Below are 17109 nucleotides of genomic sequence, written 5' to 3'. Positions count from 1 at the left end.
CACCCCTCCAATCCCCAGCTCTCTCTCGTTCGATGCGAGGGCGCCGCGCTCAAGTGGTCTTGCCACGAGCCTCATTGCGCCCCCCTCCCGGTCTCTTTCGGACCGAATCCTTCGCCCGTTCGAGTGACGTTATGGGCCCGTTATCTATTACGCCCGACCTCGACCGTGGACGAAGTGTGTCACAGCTCACGACAGATCAACTGCGGTGCGTAGCAATTGACAGTTAACTATCGCTCAAAGTAGTGACGTGATCACCGAATGGGGTCGACAGTTGACGTCGGTTTAGAGCTGTCGGTCGGCTGTCGGGATTCTGTCGTCGTAGTCGCCGGTCCGGTCGGCGTCGTGCTTTCGGTGGGCGACTGACCGGACGTGGCCGAAGTGCTCGGCGGGACGGTCACGGTCTCCGTTTCCGTCTTCGTCGTCTCGGTGTGCGTTTCGGTGTGGACGGTCTCGTTGGTGGTCGGCCCCGGATCCGCGGACGTCGGTTTGCCGGTCACCAACTGGACGCTCGTGACGGTGAGGACGGTCACGACGAACGCCAGCAGTCCGCCGACCGCGATGACCTGCCAACGCTTTTCGCGTTCCATCGACCGTTGATAGAGCACGGCGCCCACTGTGGTCACCACACTCGCGAGGATCGCGCCGATGATGGTGCCGACGACGTTGAGGCGAAGGCTCAGCACGGCCGCGGTGACGGCGGCGAGCACACTCGCGACGAGCTTGACGGGGGTGATCTTCTCCTTCTCAGACATGACACTTGTGGGACGTCGGGCACAGTTCACCGGTTGTGCCCCGGTGACGTGCATCATCGACACATGCGTCTGGTGACTCTCGAAGACATCCACGCGGCCGCTGCCGCGATCGCCCCGCATGTCGTCCACACCCCGCTGCTGACGTTCGACTCGGGACTTTCGATCAAGCCCGAATGCCTGCAGCCCATCGGAGCTTTCAAGCAACGCGGCGCGGTGAACGCCTTGTCCCGCATACCTTCCGAGGACCGCGCGCGTGGTGTCGTGGCGTATTCGAGTGGTAACCACGCGCAAGCAGTCGCCTACGCGGCCAAGCTCCTGGGCATGCCCGCGGCGATCGTCGTACCGGACAACACGCCGCAGCTGAAGATCGACGCGACGCGCTCGCACGGCGCCGAGGTGTTCGTCGTCGGCATCACCGAACGCGAGTCGCGCGCCGCCGAACTGGTCGAGGAACGCGGTGCCACGCTGATCCCGCCGTTCGACCACCCGGACGTGATCGCCGGCCAGGGCACGATCGGCCTGGAGATCTGCGCGGACCTGCCCGACGTCGCCACGATCCTGGTCCCGGTGAGCGGCGGCGGCCTGATCGCCGGCGTCGCGACGGCCGTGAAGTCGTTGCGCCCCAACGTCCGCGTGATCGGCGTCGAACCCGAGCTGGCCGGCGATGCCGCCGCGTCGTTCGCCGCCGGTTCGCTGGTCCGGTGGGACGCGCACGACCGCGCCCGCACCATCGCCGACGGCCTGCGCGCCGAGCCGTCCGAGCTGACGTTCGCGCACATCCGCGAGTACGTCGACGACATCGTCACCGTGACCGAGGACGAGATTCGGGACGCTGTCAGGGAAATTGCCCGCCGCACCCGCGTCGTGTCCGAGACGAGCGGCGCTGTTCCCGTTGCGGCGTACCTGAACCGCTCGTTGCCCGCCGGCCCGGCGGTCGCGGTCGTGTCCGGCGGCAACATCGAACCGAAGCTGTTCGCGGAACTAGTCGGATGATCTCGCTCGACGACATCCGTTCGGCGGCAACGGTGATCGCGCCGCACGTGGTGCGCACGCCGCTGCTGCCGTTCGGTCCTGGCTGGCTCAAGCCCGAATCACTGCAGCCGATCGGTGCGTTCAAGCTCCGCGGCGCGCTGAACGCGTTGGCACGCCTGGAGAACCGGGCGAACGGCGTGGTCGCGTACTCCAGCGGCAACCACGCCCAGGCCGTGGCGTTCGCGGCCCGGCTGCACGGCGTTCCGGCGGCGATCGTGATGCCTTCAAACACTCCCGCGGTCAAGATCGAGGCCACGAAAGCGCTGGGAGCCGAGGTCTTCATCGTCGGCATCACCGAACGCGTCGAACGGGCGGAAGCCCTCGTCGCCGAACGAGGTGCGGCGCTGATCCCGCCGTTCGACCACCCGGACGTGATCGCCGGCCAGGGCACGATCGGCCTCGAGATCCTCGAAGACCTGCCGGACGTGCAAGCGGTCGTCGTGCCGATGTCGGGCGGCGGCCTGATCTCCGGCGTCGCCACGGCGATCAAGACGCTGCGCCCGGACGTCCGAGTGATCGGCGCGGAACCAGCTCTGGCCGCCGACATCGCCGACTCGCTCCACCGAGGCGAACTCACCCGCTGGGACCCGGTGGAACGCGCTCAGACGGCCGCTGACGCCCTCCGCGACGAGCCCTCGGCCCTCACCTGGGAACACATCAGCAAGCTCGTCGACGACGTGATCACGGTGTCGGAAGAAGAGATCTTCGACGCGATGGCCCAGTTGGCCCGCGGCGCACGGCTGATCACCGAACCCAGCGGTGCCGTCGCGGTCGCGGCCCAGGCGAAGCTCGGAGGTGGCGTTGCCGTCGTCTCCGGCGGCAACGTCGACCCCGCGCTACTTGTTCGCGTGCTGCGGACCTGACCGCATGTGGGTCGGCGGACCCTCCACGCCGCAGTGCAGGCAGTCGCCGGGATGCGGCGCTTCGGGTTGATCAGGCGCCGCGGCCAGCACGTCGTTGTTCACGCCGATCGCGAGCACGCCACCGATGATCGCCGCCACCGCGCACAGCACGAGCGCCATCTGCCACCCGGAGGTCATGACCGCCGGGTTCGTGTAGTCCTCACCCATCAGCCCGACCGCCCCTGGCAGCACGGCCATCGCCAGCAGGCTGCCGGTGCGCGCCACCGCGTTGTTGACGCCCGACGCGACGCCCGCGTGGTGATCAGGGGCGGACGCGAGCACGGTCGCGGTGACCGGCGCGACCACGGCAGCGAGGCCCAGACCGAACACGATCACGCCCGTCACATAGCTCGAACCGGGTGCGGCGTTGCGCAGCAGGAGCATGCCGAGCCCGATCACGATCGGCCCGAGAACCAACTGCCAGCGCGGGCCGTACTTCTGCGCGATCTTCCCCGACGTCGACGACAGCAGCAGCATGATGATCGTGAGCGGCACGCTGGCCAGGCCGGACGCCGTCGGCGAGTAGCCGAGCGACACCTGCAGCTGCAGCACGAGCAGCACCATCACGCCGCCGAGTGCCGCGTAGACCAGGAACGTCAGCAGGTTCGCCACGAGGAACGTGCGGTTGCGGAACAGTTCCGGTGGCACCAGCGGGTCCGCGGACCGCACCTGGACCACGCCGAACGCGATCATCGCCGCCAGCCCGAGCCCAGCCACCAGGTACGACTGCTCGACCAGGCCGCCGGTCATCAAAGCAAGCCCAACGGCTCCGACCAGCGCCGACAGGTAGTTGGGGTGCCCGGCGGTCTCGTCCCGCGACTCCGGCACCGACCGCAGCGCGAGGAACACGCACAGCGCGGCCACCGGCAGGTTCACCAGGAACGCGAGCCGCCACGACCACGCCTGCACGAGCAGCCCGCCGACGAACGGCCCGATCGCGGTGGCCACACCGGACAGCCCCGACCAGGCACCGATCGCGCGCGAGCGGTCCTCCCGGTTGAACGACGACTGCAGGATCGCCAAAGCACCCGGCGTCAGCAACGCCGCTCCCACACCCTGCAGCACGCGCGCGGCCACGAGCACCGGCACGTCCCACGCGACGCCGCACAGCAGCGACGACACGCCGAACCAGATCACGCCGACCACGTAGACCCGGCGCCGGCCGAACCGGTCACCCAATGATCCCGCGACCAGGATCAACGAGGCCAGCGCGAGCATGTAGCCGTTCAGGATCCACTGCAGATCCGTGACCGACGCCTTGAACTCGGCACCGATCCGCGGCAGCGCGACGTTGACGATCGTCCCGTCGAGCATCGCCATGCCCGAGCCGAGGATCGTCGTGGCCAGCACCGCACGAGCGCGCGGCGTGCCCCAGGCGATCAAGACGGCCGGTTGAGCGTGGCGACGAACTTGTACCGGTCACCGCGGTACACCGAGCGAACCCACTCGATCGGGTTGCCCTCGGTGTCGAACGAGTGCCGGGACAGCAGCAGCATCGGCAGGCCGATGTCGGCACCGAGCAACTCTGCCTCTTCAGGCGAGGCCAGCGCGGTCTCGATCGTCTCCTCGGCGTGTCCCATCTCGACGCCGAACCGCTCGGACAGCACCTGGTACAGCGAGGCACCGGGCGCCAGGTAGCGCCGCAGCCCGCGGAACCGGCCGAGCGCCAGGTGCGTCGTCTCGATCGCCATCGGCTCGTTGTCCGCGAGACGCAGGCGGTGCAGACGCAGCACCTTGGCACCGGGACGCACGCCGAGCAGCCGCGCGAGCTCTGCCTCCGCGGGCATCTCGGAAGCCTCGATCAGCTTCGACGACGGCACGCGGCCCTGGGCGCGCATGTCCTCTGTGTACGAAGACAGCTGCAACCTCTGGGCGACCTTGGGTTCCGCCGCGAAGGTGCCCTTGCCCTGCACCCGGAGCAGTCGCCCTTCGACCGTCAGCTCGGCGAGAGCCTGGCGAACGGTCGTCCTGGAGACGTCGAACTCCGCGGCCAGCGACCGTTCCGTGGGGATTGGCGAACCAGGCGGCAGCGCTCGCAACAGGTCGAGCAGGTGCCGCTTGAGACCCCAGTACTTCGGCTCGCGCTGTGCACGCGTCCTGGCGTCCACGCCTGATGCAGGCGTCGTCTCCAGCATGGCCTCCTCCTCGCACTCCATGTCACGCACCACAAGGATGCCTTGTCCGTGTCGATTCGTGCGTTCGAACCCCCGCCAATCGACACGAAATTGCTCCGATGACTCCGCAACGCTTTGGCAACGCGCTTGACAGACTCGGTGACGCAGCACACGCTGTTCCGCATTGGTCTACACCACTTGGGCGTTCCGGCCGAGGGGCCGGGCTTGCTGAAAGGGCGCGACTGTGAAGGGCTGGAGAGGACTCGCTGCTGGTGCCGCCGCACTGGCAGTGGCCGTGTCGGGATGTGGCACGAGCACGAACAGCGGTAGCGGCACGGAGACCAAAGAGATCACCGTGTGGCTCATGGACGGCTCCGCGCCGACGACCCTGACCGACGCTCTGAACAAGGAGTTCGAGAGCGCGAACGGCATCAAGGTCAAGTACGAGGTCCAGAAGTGGACCGGTATCCAGGAGAAGCTGACCACGGCGCTGGCCAGCAACACCCCGCCCGACGTCATCGAGCTCGGCAACACCCAGACGGCGAGCTTCGCGGACACCAACACGCTGGCGGATCTGACCGCTGACGCGAGCCAGTTCAACGGCGGCGAGTGGCTGGGCGGCCTCAAGGACTCGCTGACGCTGAACGGCAAGCAGTACGGCGTGCCGTTCTACGCCGCGAACCGCACCGTCATCTACCGCACCGACCTGCTGCAGGCCGCAGGCGTCGCGAAGCCGCCGGCGTCGCGTGCCGAGTGGATCGACGCGATCAACAAGCTCAAGGCCGCGAATGCGTCCAACCCGGACTTCCAGGCGCTGTACCTGCCCGGTCAGTCCTGGTACTTCCTGCTCTCGCTGATCTGGGACGAGGGCGGCGACATCGCCAAGCAGGACGGCGGCAAGTGGACCGGCACGCTCGACACGCCGCAGGCCAAGGCGGGCTTCGAGGCCTACAAGGCGCTCTACGACGCGTCGGCCACCAAGAAGGCCCCGGCTGACATCGACGAGGCGAAGCCCCAGCAGATGGAGGTCTTCGGCACGGGCAACGTCGGCATGATGATCGGCCTCCCGTGGGAGCTCGCCGGCGCCGTCAAGGCCAAGGCGGACCTGAAGGACAAGACCTCGGCGTTCCCGATCCCGTCCAAGAAGGCCGGCTCGACCGCGCCGGTGTTCCTGGGTGGCTCGAACCTCGCGATCCCGGCCGGCAGCAAGAACGCCGACGCCGCCAAGAAGTACCTGGCGCTGCTGTCGTCCAAGAAGTACCAGGACATGCTCGCCGAGGGCGGCGCGGTTCCCGGCACCTCGAAGGACACCTCGAAGCTCGGCAGCACTCCGCTCGGCAAGGCCATGGCCGAGTCGTCCCCCAACGGCAAGGTCACCCCGGTGACGCCGAAGTGGGCGGCCGTCGAGGCGGGCCAGAACCCGCTGAAGGACGCGCTCACCGCGTACCTGACCGGCGCGAAGACGCTGGACCAGGCGACGAAGGACGCGAGCGACGCCGTCACCAAGGCCATGGGATAACCCAGCTGAGATGACGGCCGTCAAGACGACCGAAACGGCAGCGCCGGCCGGGGGCAAGACCCCGCCGGCGCTGCCGCCTGCCGTGACGGGTGGGGCGCGCAAGCGTCGCCGCCGGGGCGGCGCCTTCGACCGGGCGCTGCCCTACCTGCTGCTGGCTCCGGCGCTCATCGCGATTCTGTGGCTGATCGGTTTTCCGGTCGTCTCGGTCTTCGTGACGAGCTTCCGCAAGCTCAACCTCGGCGAGCTGGTCCGTGGCGAGATCGTGTGGACCGGCCTCGACAACTACGTGGCCGTCCTGCAGGACGAGCGCTTCTGGACCGTGACGCTGCGGACCGTCGTGTTCACCGTCGCCGTCGTCGGCGTGTCGGTGGGCGCGGGTCTGATGATCGCGTTGCTGATGCGCAAGCTCTCCGGGTGGGTCCGGGTCGCGCTCCAGGTCACGATGCTGTGCGCGTGGGCGATGCCGATCCTCGCGTCCGCGACCGTGTACATCTGGATGTTCGACCAGAACTACGGAATCCTGAACAAAACGCTGGTACAGCTCGGTTTCGAGCAGTTCAACGGGCACTCGTGGTTCGGTTCCGGCACGTCCACGCTGGCCGTGGTCGGCCTGCTCATCGTGTGGCAGGCGATCCCGTTCCTGGCGTTCTCCCTCTACGCCGGCGTTCTCGGCGTTCCGCGCGACCTCTACGAGGCGGCGGGCATCGACGGGGCGACGGCCTGGCAGACGTTCCGCGCGGTGACCTGGCCGGAGATCAAGTCGCTGTTGATGATGGTGACGTTCCTGTCGACCCTGTGGGACTTCAAGGTCTTCGCCCAGATCTGGGTCTTCAAGGAGGGCGGCCCGAGCGGTGAGAGCACGACGCTCGCCGTGATGCAGTACCTGGAAGGCATCGCGAAGAGTCACTTCGGTGTCGCGGCCGCGATCAGCGTGCTGATGATGATCATTCTCGGCCTGATCACGTTCCAGTACCTGCGCAAGCTGCTGCAGACCGAGGAGGGCAAGATCTGATGCTCAAGAAGTCTGCAGCGAACGTCGCGGGCCTCGTGCTCGCGCTGTTCTTCCTCTTCCCGACGTACTGGATGATCACGTCCGCGTTGAAGCCCAAGGGCTCGACGATCACGTCGGACTACGACCTCGTCCCGTTCTCCGTGACGATGTCGAACTTCGTGACCGCGTGGACGAAGCCCGGCTTCCTGTCCTCGCTGGGCAACAGCCTCATGGTGACGCTCACCGCGGTGCTGGCCTCGATCATCGTCGGCATCACGGCCGCGGTCGCCATGTCGCGCTTCTCCTTCCGCGGCCGCAAATCGTTCGTGCTGCTGATGCTCGTCGCGCAGATGGCACCGTTCGAGGCGTTGCTGATCCCGATGTTCCTGATGATGCGGGACCTTCAGCTCTACGAACACCTGACCTCGCTGGTGCTCGTGTACTTCGCCGTGACGCTGCCGTTCTGCGCGTGGACGTTGCGCGGCTTCGTGAACGGCATCCCGATCGAGCTCGAGGAAGCCGCGATGGTCGACGGCTGCGGCCGCTGGGGCGCGTTCCAGAAGGTGACTCTGCCCTTGCTGGGCCCTGGTCTCGTCGCCACGTCGGTGTTCGCGTTCATCACGGCGTGGAACGAGTTCCTGTTCGCCAAGGTGCTGATCCGCAGCCAGGACAGGGAAACCCTCCCGGTGTGGCTGTCCGGTTTCCAGACGGCGTTCGGCACCGACTGGGGCGGCGCGATGGCCGCCTCGGTGCTGTTCACCGTGCCCGCGCTCGTTTTCTTCCTCATCGTCCAGCGCAAGATGGTCGCCGGCGTCACCGCCGGTGCAGTGAAGGGATGACAAGTGGATCAGTTGGCCGCTGCCGTTCTGCTGCCCGGATTTCACGGAACGACCGCCCCCGACTGGTTGCTGCGGCGGGTTTCTGACGGACTCGGCGGTGTGGTCCTCTTCGGCCGCAACGTGGTCGACGACGCTCAGGTGACCGCGCTGTGCAGTGAGCTCCGCTCGGTGCGCCCGGACGTGGTGATCGGCATCGACGAGGAGGGCGGCGACGTCACGCGTCTCGACGCGGGCCGCGGCTCCGAGGTCCCCGGCAACCACGCCCTGGGCGTGGCGGACGACCTCGACCTCACCCGCTCGGTCGCCGCGTCCATCGGCTCCCGCCTGGCCAAGTGCGGGATCTCGCTGAACCTGGCGCCGTCCGCGGATCTGGTGCTGACGCTGGACGACCCGATCATCGGCGTCCGCGCGTTCGGCTCGGATCCCCAGTTGGCCGCTCGCCACGTGGCCGCGTGGGTCGAAGGCCTCCAGGCCGTCGGCGTTGCCGCGTGTGCCAAGCACTTCCCCGGCCACGGAGCGTCCACTGAGGACTCCCACGAGCAGCTTCCCGTTCTCCCGCGCACGGAGGAACAGCTCCGCGCGGTGGAACTGGTGCCGTTCCGGGCGGCCGTCAACGCGGGCGTCCGCTCGATCATGACCGGCCACCTCGTCGTCCCCGAGTGGGGCAGCGCTCCCGTCACGCTCAACAAGCACGCGATCGACCTGCTCCGCAACGAGCTGGGCTTCACCGGCGCCGTGATCACCGACGGCCTCGACATGAAGGCGGTGGGCGGAGACCTGGCCCAGGGCGCAGTTCGCGCACTCGCCGCCGGAGTCGACGCGATGTGCCTCGGCGGCATGGCGCTGGACGACACCGACCTGCAGTGGCTGATCGACTCGATCGTCGCCGCCGTGAAGTCCGGCGAACTCTCCGAAGAACGCCTGACCCAAGCCGCAGCCCGCTCCCTCGCCCTGGGCCTACCTCCGTCATCGGTGGACGCTCACGACGCTGAGATCGGTCTCACGGCCGCACGACGTGCAGTTCAGGCGCGTGGCCGGGTTAGTGTCGGTACCGACCCGGTAGTAGTCGACCTGGTCGTGGACGCGTCGATCGCGGTCGGCGACGTCCCGTGGGGCCTGGGCCCGTACCTGCGCGACATGCTCCCGGCCACCGAGGTGATCGCCTCCCGCGACATCTCGGCGGAAGAAGTTGCGAAAGCCGCAGGTGACCGCACGATTGTCGTCGTGACCCGAGACGCCCACCGCCACACGAGCGCTCGACAACTGGTAACAAACTTAACTAATCTGGATCTGGACGTGGTGCACGTCGAAACCGGCGTGCCTGGTCCAGACCTGGGCAGCGTCGCCCGCATCGACACCCACGGCGGTTCTCGGGTGAGCCTCCGAGCCGCGGCCGAGCTGATCCTGAAAGGCACCACATGACCACGCCCCAGCCAGGCCAGCACATGGCAGCGGAGATCGCGGCCCAGCCGCAGATCTTCTCTTCCCTGTACGCGAACCGTGCCGACATCGCGGCGGTCGCCCAGGTGATCCGGGAACGCGCACCGCGCTTCGTGCTCTTCGCCGCCCGCGGCTCGAGCGACCACGCCGCGATCTACGCCAAGTACCTGACCGAGATCCTCCTGCAGCTCCCGGCGGGCCTGGTCTCCGCCTCGACGACCACGCTGTACGGCGCGGAACCCGACCTCCGCGACGTCCTGCTGATCACCGTCTCGCAGTCCGGCGGCTCCCCGGACCTCCTGGAGGTCACCGCCTCCTACCGTCGCCGCGGCGCACTGACCGTGGCCGTGACCAACACCGCCTCCTCGCCTCTGAACGCGGCCGCCGAACTCTCGGTGGACGTCTCCGCAGGCGTAGAGCACGCCGTGGCGGCCACCAAGACCTACTCGGCGACTTTGCTGGCCCTGTACTTGCTGATCGACGCGGTGCGCGGTGGCAACGGCGAGGCGGCAGCGTCGTTGGGCGACCTGGCCCAGGTGACGCTGGACCAGTCCACCCCGACCGTGGAAGAGGCAGTCCGCCGGTACCGCTTCGTGGACCGCGTCCTCACCACGGGCCGTGGTTACTCCTACGCCACCGCCCTGGAAGCCTCGCTCAAGCTCGCCGAAACGTCGTATTTGGCGGCCCGCGCCTACAGCGGCGCCGACCTCCTCCACGGCCCAGTAGCCGCAGTGGACGGCGAGACGGCAGTCCTCGCGATCACGTCACTGGGCAAGGGCGGCGACTCACTGCTGGACGCACTGGCAGTGGTGAACGAACGCGGCGCAGACGTGGTGGCAGTCGGCTCGGCCTCGGAGAAGGTTCCGTCGGCCTTGTCCATCACAATCCCGGAAACGGCCGAGGAAGTGGCCCCGATCCTGGAGATCCTCCCGGTCCAACGCCTGGCCCACGGCCTCGCGCTTGCCCGAGGCGGCGACCCGGACGCCCCACGCGGCCTGAACAAGGTCACCCGCACCCTCTGAAACCGTCAGACCGGCTGGGTACGTTGGGTTCTACCTGCTCGTGACCAGGGGCGGACACGTCCACCGTGTCCGCCCTGCTGGCTTGTGGGGCGTCTGCAAGTACCACCAACTCATGATCGAATCGCCGATAACTACACCCAACTGGCTGTGGTCAGGGACGGTGAGTTGGGTGTGGTTGGAGGCCTGTTGATGTTGGGGTGGTGGTGAGCCCTTTCCATCCTGTTGTGGCTGGCCGGAGCTGTGCGCGTCTGGCGTGAGCGGCCGGTGATCTTGAGTTGGTGGTAGTTAGCCGCCCGCGCAATCGTTTGCTGATCACGCCAACTACAACCAACTCATGATCACCTCGCCGACACGCCGCGCAACACGCGGGACGACGCACCGGCTGAGTACGTTGTGAAGCAGGGGTTCCCAGATCAAGGGGACCCCTGCTTCAGCATGCGCTCCTACTGACCGGCAGTGGCGTAGCCGGCGGACACAGGCGTGGTCCGCACCTCGGCGTCGAAGACGACCTGGCCGTCCACCCAGACCTTCTTGGGGCGGAGGTTGTCGTCCCACCACACGAGGTCCGCCACGGCTCCGGGAGCGAGGCGGCCCAGGCCGGACTCGCCGATCACCTCGGCCGGCACGATGGTGGCGGAGGCGAGAGCATCAGCCATCGGCACGCCGACGGACACGATGTTGCGGACCGCGCGGTCGAGGGTGAGCGCCGAGCCGGCGATCGTGCCTTCCGGCGAACGCGGCACGCCCTCCTCGGTGAGCAGCACGTCTGCCCCACCCAGGTGGTAGCGGCCCGGCGGCATCCCAGCGGCCGCGACGGCATCGGTCACCAGCGCCACCCGCTCACCGGCCGCGTTGAACACCAACCGGCACACGTCCGGTCCGACGTGCGCGAGGTCCGCGATCAGTCCGAGAGTGAAGCGTTCGTCGACAAGCGCAACGCCCGGCACACCCGGTTCCCGATGCCCCAACGGCCGCTGGGCGTTGAACAGATGCGTGACCATCCGCGCCCCGGCATCAGCAGCCGCACGGGTCTGCTCACCAGTGGCATCCGAATGCCCCACAGCGACGAGCACCCCGGCCTCGACCAGCCGCCGAACGGCCTCGAGCCCACCGGGTTGCTCAGGCGCCAACGTGACCATCCGCAACGCACGGCGAAGCGTGTCGTCCTCCAGCAACGCCGAGATCTGGTCCGGCCCGGGCTCGATCATGAACGACGGATCGTGCACCCCGGCCCGCTTGGGCGACAGGAACGGCCCTTCGAGGTGCACACCGAGCGGCCGGGCCCCGACCCCGTCCGGCAACGCGGCCGAAGCGGCGAGCACAGCCCGTGCCTGCCTCAGGACCACGTCCACCGGCGCGGTGATCAGCGTGGGCAGAAACCGGGTCACACCGGTGGACGGCAAGGCTTCGGCCACGAACCGCATGCTGTCGGCGTCCACCTCGGCGAAGTCGACCCCAACGGCCCCGTTCACCTGAACATCGACGAGCCCCGGTGTGAGCAGTCCATCGGAGAGGACCTCCGCGCCGGGCGGTGCTTCACCGGTGGTCACCTCGACGATGCGGCCATCTCTGATCCGCACCGAGGCAGGACCGACGATCGTGCGACCGAGCAAAGCGCGCGGTGCTGCGACAACGGCGTCCAAGATCCCTCCTAGAATGGTCCAGACCATTATGGCGACAACAGGGGTTCCCGTCACGTATCGTTAAGAGATAACCATCTCACATACCAATCGGTGAATCGCGGCCATTCGGACCGGGATACCCGGACGATGCACGGCAGATGACCATCCGTGGCGCATACTGGTCCTCAGACATCCGAGGTCTACGACGAGTTGAGGGTGCCGTGGCAGTCACTGACGATGCGATCCTGCGCGTCAAGGAGATGATCGTTTCGGGCGAGCTGAAGCCCGGCGACCGCCTCCCGCGTGAGGCTGACCTGGCCGAACGCCTAGGACTCTCGCGCAACTCCCTGCGCGAGGCCGTGAAGGCACTGTCACTCGTTCGTGTACTCGACGTCCGCCAGGGCGACGGCACCTACGTCTCGTCCCTGCGCGCCGACGACCTCCTCGGCGCCCTCTCCTTCGTCCTGGATCTCCACCGAGGCGAAGATTCGGTCCTCGAAGTCCTCCAGGTCCGTCGCATCCTGGAACCCGCGGCAGCCGCCATGGCTGCCCAAAGGGTGGACCAGGAGGAGATCGCCAGGCTGCGCGCGTTGTGCGACGCCGCCGAGTCCGCGAAGTCGGTCGAGGAACTGGTCGAACACGACCTGGACTTCCACCGCGCCATCGCCCAGTGCTCGGGCAACGCCTACCTGGCCCAGCTCCTCGACACCCTGGCCGGTCCCACCGTCCGCGTCCGCATCTGGCGAGGCATCACCCAGTCCAACGCCGTGGACCGCACCGTCGCCGAGCACCGCGCCATCGTCGACGCTCTCGCCGCCCACCAGCCGGAACTGGCCCGCAGCTGGTCGACGGTGCACGTGGCGGGCGTCGAGCAGTGGCTGTCCGACCTGGCCTGATCGGTGTCGTACTGCGGCACACCTGGCTGCTCTGGGACCTCGATGCCTGGAGTTCGACGAACCGGCCCCGGCTACTACCGGCACTCAGACCTGGCGCAGCTGCTCCAGCACCGCACGCACGGCAGGCTGCCCATCCGCCCGATTCCGGACCACGGCTGACACAGTCCGGAACACCTGCTGCTTCAACGGCCGCAACGCCACCCCGGGCCGCCGAGCCACCGAAGGCACCAACGCAACGCCCAACCCAGCCTCAACAAGCCCGCACATAACGCCGAAATCATCGCAATAGGCCTGCGCACGAGGCACGAACCCAGCCGCACCACACGCCCGTTGCGTCAGCTCGTGGCACGAAGCATCCGTACGCGGCATGATCCACGGACGGTCAGCCAACAACGCCAAATCAACGGAATCCTGCTGCACCAACGGATCCGACAGCGGCAGAGCCACGTTCACAGGCTCCACGAACAACTCGAACGACTCGCAGGACTCAGGCAGCGAGCGCGGCATGATGTTGTAGGAGTGGATGACCGCGATGTCGATGTCCCCGCGCCGCAACGCAGGCAGTGACGCCTCGGGTTCCATCTCGTGCACGAAAAGCTCCACATCGGACCCGTGCGCCGACCGCAGCACCTGGATCACGCGCGGCAGCAACGCGGCGACGGACACGAACGCGCCAACCCGAACCACTCCGGACACGGAAGTCCGCAAAGACGCCAGATCAGCCTCCGCAGCGGCCAGCTGATCCAGTACGAGCTGTGTGTGCGCGGCCAGCACATGCCCGGCGCGGGTCAACGCCAGCCGGCGGCCGTCCCGTTCGACCAGCGGAACACCGGCCTCGCGCTCCAGAGCAGCCAACTGCTGGGAGACCGCCGGAGAGGTCACGTGCAGAGCCTCGGCGGCGGCCGTAACCGTGCCGTGGACCGACAACGCATGAAGCAAACGCAACCGTCGCACATCCAACACAAAGCTCAGCTTAACGTTCCGAGCAGAACTTCTAACTGGAACTTTGCGAAGACTAGAGCCACGCTGGAGTCATGTTCGGACGAGTGCTGGTAGCGATGGTCACCCCGTTCACCCCCGACGGTGACCTGGACCTCAAGGGTGCGCAGGAGCTGGCGGCGCACCTCGTCGACAAGCAGAAAGTGGACGGCCTGGTCGTCAACGGCACGACCGGAGAGGCGCCCACGACGACCGACGCCGAGAAGGCGCAGGTCATCAAGGCCGTGAAGGAAGCGGTCGGCGACACCCACGTCCTCGCGGGCGTCGGCACCAACTCCACCCGCCACACCATCGAGCTCTCGAAGCAAGCCGAGGAGAACGGCGCGGACGGGCTGCTCGTCGTCACGCCGTACTACAGCAAGCCCACCCAGGAAGGCGTCGAGAACCACTTCAAGCAGGTGGCCGACGCGTCCGGCCTGCCCGCGCTGCTCTACGACATCCCCGGCCGCACCGGCACGGCGATCGAGACCGAGACGCTGCTCAGGCTGAGCGAGCACCCGCGGATCGTCGGCGTGAAGGACTGCAAGGTCGACCTGCTGGCGACGGCGAAGGTCATCGCCGAGACCGGGCTCGACTTCTACTCCGGCAACGACGAGCTGATCCTGCCGCTGTACTCGATCGGCGGCGTCGGCACGGTCAGCACCGTCGGCCACGTCGTCGGCAGCGAGATCAGGGCGATGCTCGACGCCTACGACGAGGGCGACAACAAGGAAGCCCTGCGCAGGCACCAGGCCCTGCTGCCGGTGATCACCGCGATCATGACCCGCGAGCCTGGTGCGGTCGCCGTGAAGGCCGCGCTCAACCTGCTCGGACTCCCGGCGGGCCCCGTCCGCGAACCGCTCGCCGGGGCCACGCCGAAGCTGATCAGTGAGCTGAAGGCGCTGTTCTAGAGCGAGTACACCCGGCGAGCAGTGCCCGAGAAGATCGAAGCCTGCTCGTCGGGTGACAGCTCGGAGACCAGCTCCTGAGCGGCTCCGAGCCACTCGGAGTAAGAAGCGGCCAGCAGGCACACCGGCCAGTCCGAGCCGAACATCAGCCGATCCGCGCCGAACGCGTCGAGCACGACCTCGAAGTACGGCCGCAGAGCAGCGACGTCCCATGCCTTCCAGTCGGCCTCGGTGACCAGCCCGGACAGCTTGCACGTCACGTTCTCGTGCGCCGCCAGCGACCGCATGAGCTCGGCCCACTCACCGACGTCGGACCCGATCGCGGGCTTCGAACAGTGGTCCACCACAAAGGAAACCTGAGGCAACGCCGCCACGGTCCGGCGCGCGGCCGGAAGCTGGTGCGGCAACGTCAGCAGGTCGTACACCAGCCCGGCAGCGCCAACGGCAGCGAGCCCGTGCCAGACGTCCTTGCGGCACAACCATTCCGGGTCCGGCTCGGCCTGCACCCCGTGCCGAATCCCGCGCAGCCACGAGCCGTCCTGCCCACCCTGCAAAGCCGCCAACGCGTCGGCAACGCCGGGTGAAGTCAGATCGGTCCAGCCCACCACGGCACCGACGACATCGGAACCAGCTGCCACAGCCAGGAACTCCGGCGTCTCCTCGGCCACCGGAATCGTCTGCACCAGCACAGAAGCCGACACCTCAGGAGCCGCGGCCCGGTAGTCCGACTCGAAGAACGACCGCCGGATCACTCCCATCGGCGGGTCGGTGATCCAGTCCTGGTCGCGAACCGACAGATCCCACAGGTGGTGGTGAGCGTCGACGATCACGGCGTCGGAACCTCCACACCCAGCAATCCCAGCGACTTCAGCTCGGCCCACAGCTCATCAGGGATCGGCTTGTCGAAGTACTCGGCGTTGGCGTACATCTGCTCAGCCGTCCGCGAGCCGATCACCACCGACACCACCGCGGGGTGGCCCAGAGCGAACTGGATCGCCACCTCCGGCAACGTCACGCCGTGTCCCTCGCACACCGCCGCGATGGAACGAGCCCGCTGCACCAGCGCAAGAGGCGCGTGGTCGTAGTTGTACTTCGCATCAACGGCGACCACAGGCTTGGACAGCAGCCCGGAGTTGAAGACCCCGCACGCCACCACCGAAACACCGCGCTCGACACACGCGGGCAGGAAAGAGGCCAGCGAAGGTTGCTCCAGCAACGTGTACCGCCCGGCCAGCATGACCACGTCGATGTCGGTCTCGCGGACGAACCGCTCCGGCATCTCCCACTGGTTCATGCCGACTCCGATCGCACCCACAACGCCCTGTGACCGCAGCTCTTCCAACGCCGGATAGGCCTCGCCGAAAGCCACATCCCAGTAGTCATCGGGATCGTGGATGTAGACGATCTCCACGCGATCGGTCCCGAGACGTTCCAAGGAGGACTCGATGGACCGTCGAACACCATCCGCCGAGTAGTCCCGCACGCGCCTGAAATGCCGAGGAACCGCGAAACCCTCGTCATCGAGGCCGTCTCCGTCGAACGGCTCCAGCAGCCGTCCGACCTTGGTGGAGATCACGTACTCGTCCCGCGGACGGCCTGCCAGAGCGACGCCCAACCGCCGCTCCGACAGCCCGAGCCCGTAGTGCGGCGCGGTGTCGAAGTACCGGACCCCGGTCTGCCACGCCGCCTCGACCGCCCCGAAGGCCTCCTCGTCGGAGATCTCCCGGTACAGGTTTCCGATCGGCGCGGCACCGAAGCCAAGACGAGAAACAGCAACCTTCACGGCAGCTCCCACACGAGTCGCACATCGGGTTCGGCACCGGAGTAGTCGTCCTCGACCTCCAGCAGTTCGGCCATCTGAGCCTGCCACGGAACGTTGGCGGGGTGCTCAGCCAAAAACGCCCTCATGGCCTGGTAGTCGTCCACCTCGACCAGGTGGAACAGCTCGCGGCCGGACCTCCAGATCCGCCACGAGTGCACCCCGGCCTCGCGCAACGCGCCGTCCAGCTCTACCGGAATGGTGGCGTGAATGCGGTCATAGTCAGCCTCTCGCCCTTCACGAAGCCGGGTGTGCAGCGCAACGGTCTCCAAGAG

Annotated in this window: 17 protein-coding genes; 9 read left to right on the top strand and 8 right to left on the bottom strand. The window is 67.6% G+C overall.

Annotated features, from left to right (window positions below; translation table 11 throughout):
• Positions 1–251: 251 nt before the first annotated feature.
• Positions 252–752: a hypothetical protein gene (locus tag UK23_RS11780; RefSeq protein ID WP_045311479.1), complete on the bottom strand. Its 501-nt coding sequence runs from the start codon at positions 750–752 to the stop codon at positions 252–254.
• Positions 753–815: 63 nt separating this feature from the next.
• Between UK23_RS11780 and UK23_RS11775 the strand changes: the two genes are divergently transcribed.
• Entirely contained in the window at positions 816–1745 is a 930-nt protein-coding gene (locus UK23_RS11775; RefSeq protein ID WP_045311478.1) for a threonine ammonia-lyase, read from the top strand.
• Positions 1742–2647, top strand: coding sequence for a threonine ammonia-lyase (locus UK23_RS11770; protein ID WP_045311477.1), 906 nt, complete (start codon positions 1742–1744; stop codon positions 2645–2647). Before UK23_RS11775 ends, UK23_RS11770 begins: the two co-directional genes overlap by 4 nt.
• Here the strand turns inward: UK23_RS11770 and UK23_RS11765 are convergent.
• Both UK23_RS11765 and UK23_RS11760 read right to left on the bottom strand, forming a co-directional pair.
• On the bottom strand, positions 2621–4006 hold the full coding sequence (locus tag UK23_RS11765) for an MFS transporter (RefSeq protein ID WP_082114591.1): 1386 nt from the start codon (positions 4004–4006) through the stop codon (positions 2621–2623). The genes UK23_RS11770 and UK23_RS11765 overlap by 27 nt on opposite strands.
• Positions 4007–4065: 59 nt before the next feature.
• Positions 4066–4821 (bottom strand): GntR family transcriptional regulator, encoded by a 756-nt coding sequence (locus UK23_RS11760; RefSeq protein ID WP_030470948.1) that lies wholly within the window; start codon positions 4819–4821, stop codon positions 4066–4068.
• A gap of 223 nt (positions 4822–5044) precedes the next feature.
• On the opposite strand from UK23_RS11760, the gene UK23_RS11755 reads away from it, so the two are divergent.
• The 5 genes from UK23_RS11755 to UK23_RS11735 are packed head-to-tail and all read left to right on the top strand — an operon-like array spanning position 5045 to position 10611.
• On the top strand, positions 5045–6319 hold the full coding sequence (locus UK23_RS11755) for a sugar ABC transporter substrate-binding protein (RefSeq protein WP_045311475.1): 1275 nt from the start codon (positions 5045–5047) through the stop codon (positions 6317–6319).
• 10 nt (positions 6320–6329) lie between these two features.
• A complete protein-coding gene (locus UK23_RS11750; RefSeq protein WP_045311474.1) occupies positions 6330–7331 on the top strand; it encodes a carbohydrate ABC transporter permease in 1002 nt (333 codons plus the stop codon).
• Positions 7331–8149 carry a carbohydrate ABC transporter permease gene (locus UK23_RS11745; RefSeq protein WP_045311473.1) on the top strand — a complete coding sequence of 273 codons (819 nt, stop codon included), beginning with the start codon at positions 7331–7333 and terminating at the stop codon, positions 8147–8149. Before UK23_RS11750 ends, UK23_RS11745 begins: the two co-directional genes overlap by 1 nt.
• A gap of 3 nt (positions 8150–8152) precedes the next feature.
• Positions 8153–9571, top strand: a complete 1419-nt coding sequence (locus UK23_RS11740) for a glycoside hydrolase family 3 protein (RefSeq protein ID WP_045311472.1) — start codon at positions 8153–8155, stop codon at positions 9569–9571.
• The gene (locus tag UK23_RS11735; protein WP_045311471.1) at positions 9568–10611 is read left to right on the top strand and encodes an SIS domain-containing protein; all 1044 of its coding nucleotides are present in this window, start codon (positions 9568–9570) and stop codon (positions 10609–10611) included. Before UK23_RS11740 ends, UK23_RS11735 begins: the two co-directional genes overlap by 4 nt.
• Before the next feature lie 443 nt (positions 10612–11054).
• On the opposite strand, the gene nagA is transcribed toward UK23_RS11735, so the two are convergent.
• A complete protein-coding gene (nagA, locus tag UK23_RS11730) occupies positions 11055–12254 on the bottom strand; it encodes an N-acetylglucosamine-6-phosphate deacetylase (RefSeq protein ID WP_052684588.1) in 1200 nt (399 codons plus the stop codon).
• A 200-nt stretch (positions 12255–12454) separates the two neighbouring features.
• Between nagA and UK23_RS11725 the strand changes: the two genes are divergently transcribed.
• On the top strand, positions 12455–13129 hold the full coding sequence (locus UK23_RS11725) for a FadR/GntR family transcriptional regulator (protein WP_045311469.1): 675 nt from the start codon (positions 12455–12457) through the stop codon (positions 13127–13129).
• An 84-nt stretch (positions 13130–13213) separates the two neighbouring features.
• On the opposite strand, the gene UK23_RS11720 is transcribed toward UK23_RS11725, so the two are convergent.
• The gene (locus tag UK23_RS11720; RefSeq protein ID WP_196777706.1) at positions 13214–14074 is read right to left on the bottom strand and encodes a LysR family transcriptional regulator; all 861 of its coding nucleotides are present in this window, start codon (positions 14072–14074) and stop codon (positions 13214–13216) included.
• 89 nt (positions 14075–14163) lie between these two features.
• Here UK23_RS11720 and dapA point away from each other — a divergent pair, with 89 nt between their 5' ends.
• Positions 14164–15018 (top strand): 4-hydroxy-tetrahydrodipicolinate synthase, encoded by an 855-nt coding sequence (gene dapA, locus UK23_RS11715; RefSeq protein ID WP_045311467.1) that lies wholly within the window; start codon positions 14164–14166, stop codon positions 15016–15018.
• On the opposite strand, the gene UK23_RS11710 is transcribed toward dapA, so the two are convergent.
• Genes UK23_RS11710 through UK23_RS11700 form a run of 3 tightly spaced genes read right to left on the bottom strand, consistent with a single transcriptional unit; the run spans position 15015 to position 17106 of the window.
• Positions 15015–15845, bottom strand: a complete 831-nt coding sequence (locus UK23_RS11710; protein WP_045311466.1) for an amidohydrolase family protein — start codon at positions 15843–15845, stop codon at positions 15015–15017. The two genes, dapA and UK23_RS11710, sit on opposite strands and share 4 nt — an antisense overlap.
• The gene (locus UK23_RS11705) at positions 15842–16798 is read right to left on the bottom strand and encodes an aldo/keto reductase (protein ID WP_082114590.1); all 957 of its coding nucleotides are present in this window, start codon (positions 16796–16798) and stop codon (positions 15842–15844) included. The genes UK23_RS11710 and UK23_RS11705 overlap by 4 nt, the downstream gene beginning before the upstream one ends.
• Positions 16795–17106, bottom strand: coding sequence for an L-rhamnose mutarotase (locus UK23_RS11700; RefSeq protein WP_045311464.1), 312 nt, complete (start codon positions 17104–17106; stop codon positions 16795–16797). The genes UK23_RS11705 and UK23_RS11700 overlap by 4 nt, the downstream gene beginning before the upstream one ends.
• Positions 17107–17109: the final 3 nt, after the last annotated feature.

The sequence above is a fragment of the Lentzea aerocolonigenes genome (assembly GCF_000955955.1).
GTDB classification, from domain to species: Bacteria; Actinomycetota; Actinomycetes; order Mycobacteriales; family Pseudonocardiaceae; genus Lentzea; species Lentzea aerocolonigenes_A.
This window is presented reverse-complemented; position numbering and strand designations above follow the sequence as displayed.

Bases quoted from the DNA above. Each gene is read 5' to 3' on its own strand.
- UK23_RS11770 (WP_045311477.1), top strand. From the start codon at position 1,742: ATGATCTCGCTCGACGACATCCGTTCGGCGGCAACGGTGATCGCGCCG.
- UK23_RS11750 (WP_045311474.1), top strand. From the start codon at position 6,330: ATGACGGCCGTCAAGACGACCGAAACGGCAGCGCCGGCCGGGGGCAAG.
- UK23_RS11735 (WP_045311471.1), top strand. From the start codon at position 9,568: ATGACCACGCCCCAGCCAGGCCAGCACATGGCAGCGGAGATCGCGGCC.
- UK23_RS11780 (WP_045311479.1), bottom strand. From the start codon at position 752: ATGTCTGAGAAGGAGAAGATCACCCCCGTCAAGCTCGTCGCGAGTGTG.
- UK23_RS11745 (WP_045311473.1), top strand. From the start codon at position 7,331: ATGCTCAAGAAGTCTGCAGCGAACGTCGCGGGCCTCGTGCTCGCGCTG.
- dapA (WP_045311467.1), top strand. From the start codon at position 14,164: ATGTTCGGACGAGTGCTGGTAGCGATGGTCACCCCGTTCACCCCCGAC.
- UK23_RS11765 (WP_082114591.1), bottom strand. From the start codon at position 4,006: ATGGCGATGCTCGACGGGACGATCGTCAACGTCGCGCTGCCGCGGATC.
- UK23_RS11760 (WP_030470948.1), bottom strand. From the start codon at position 4,821: ATGCTGGAGACGACGCCTGCATCAGGCGTGGACGCCAGGACGCGTGCA.
- UK23_RS11775 (WP_045311478.1), top strand. From the start codon at position 816: ATGCGTCTGGTGACTCTCGAAGACATCCACGCGGCCGCTGCCGCGATC.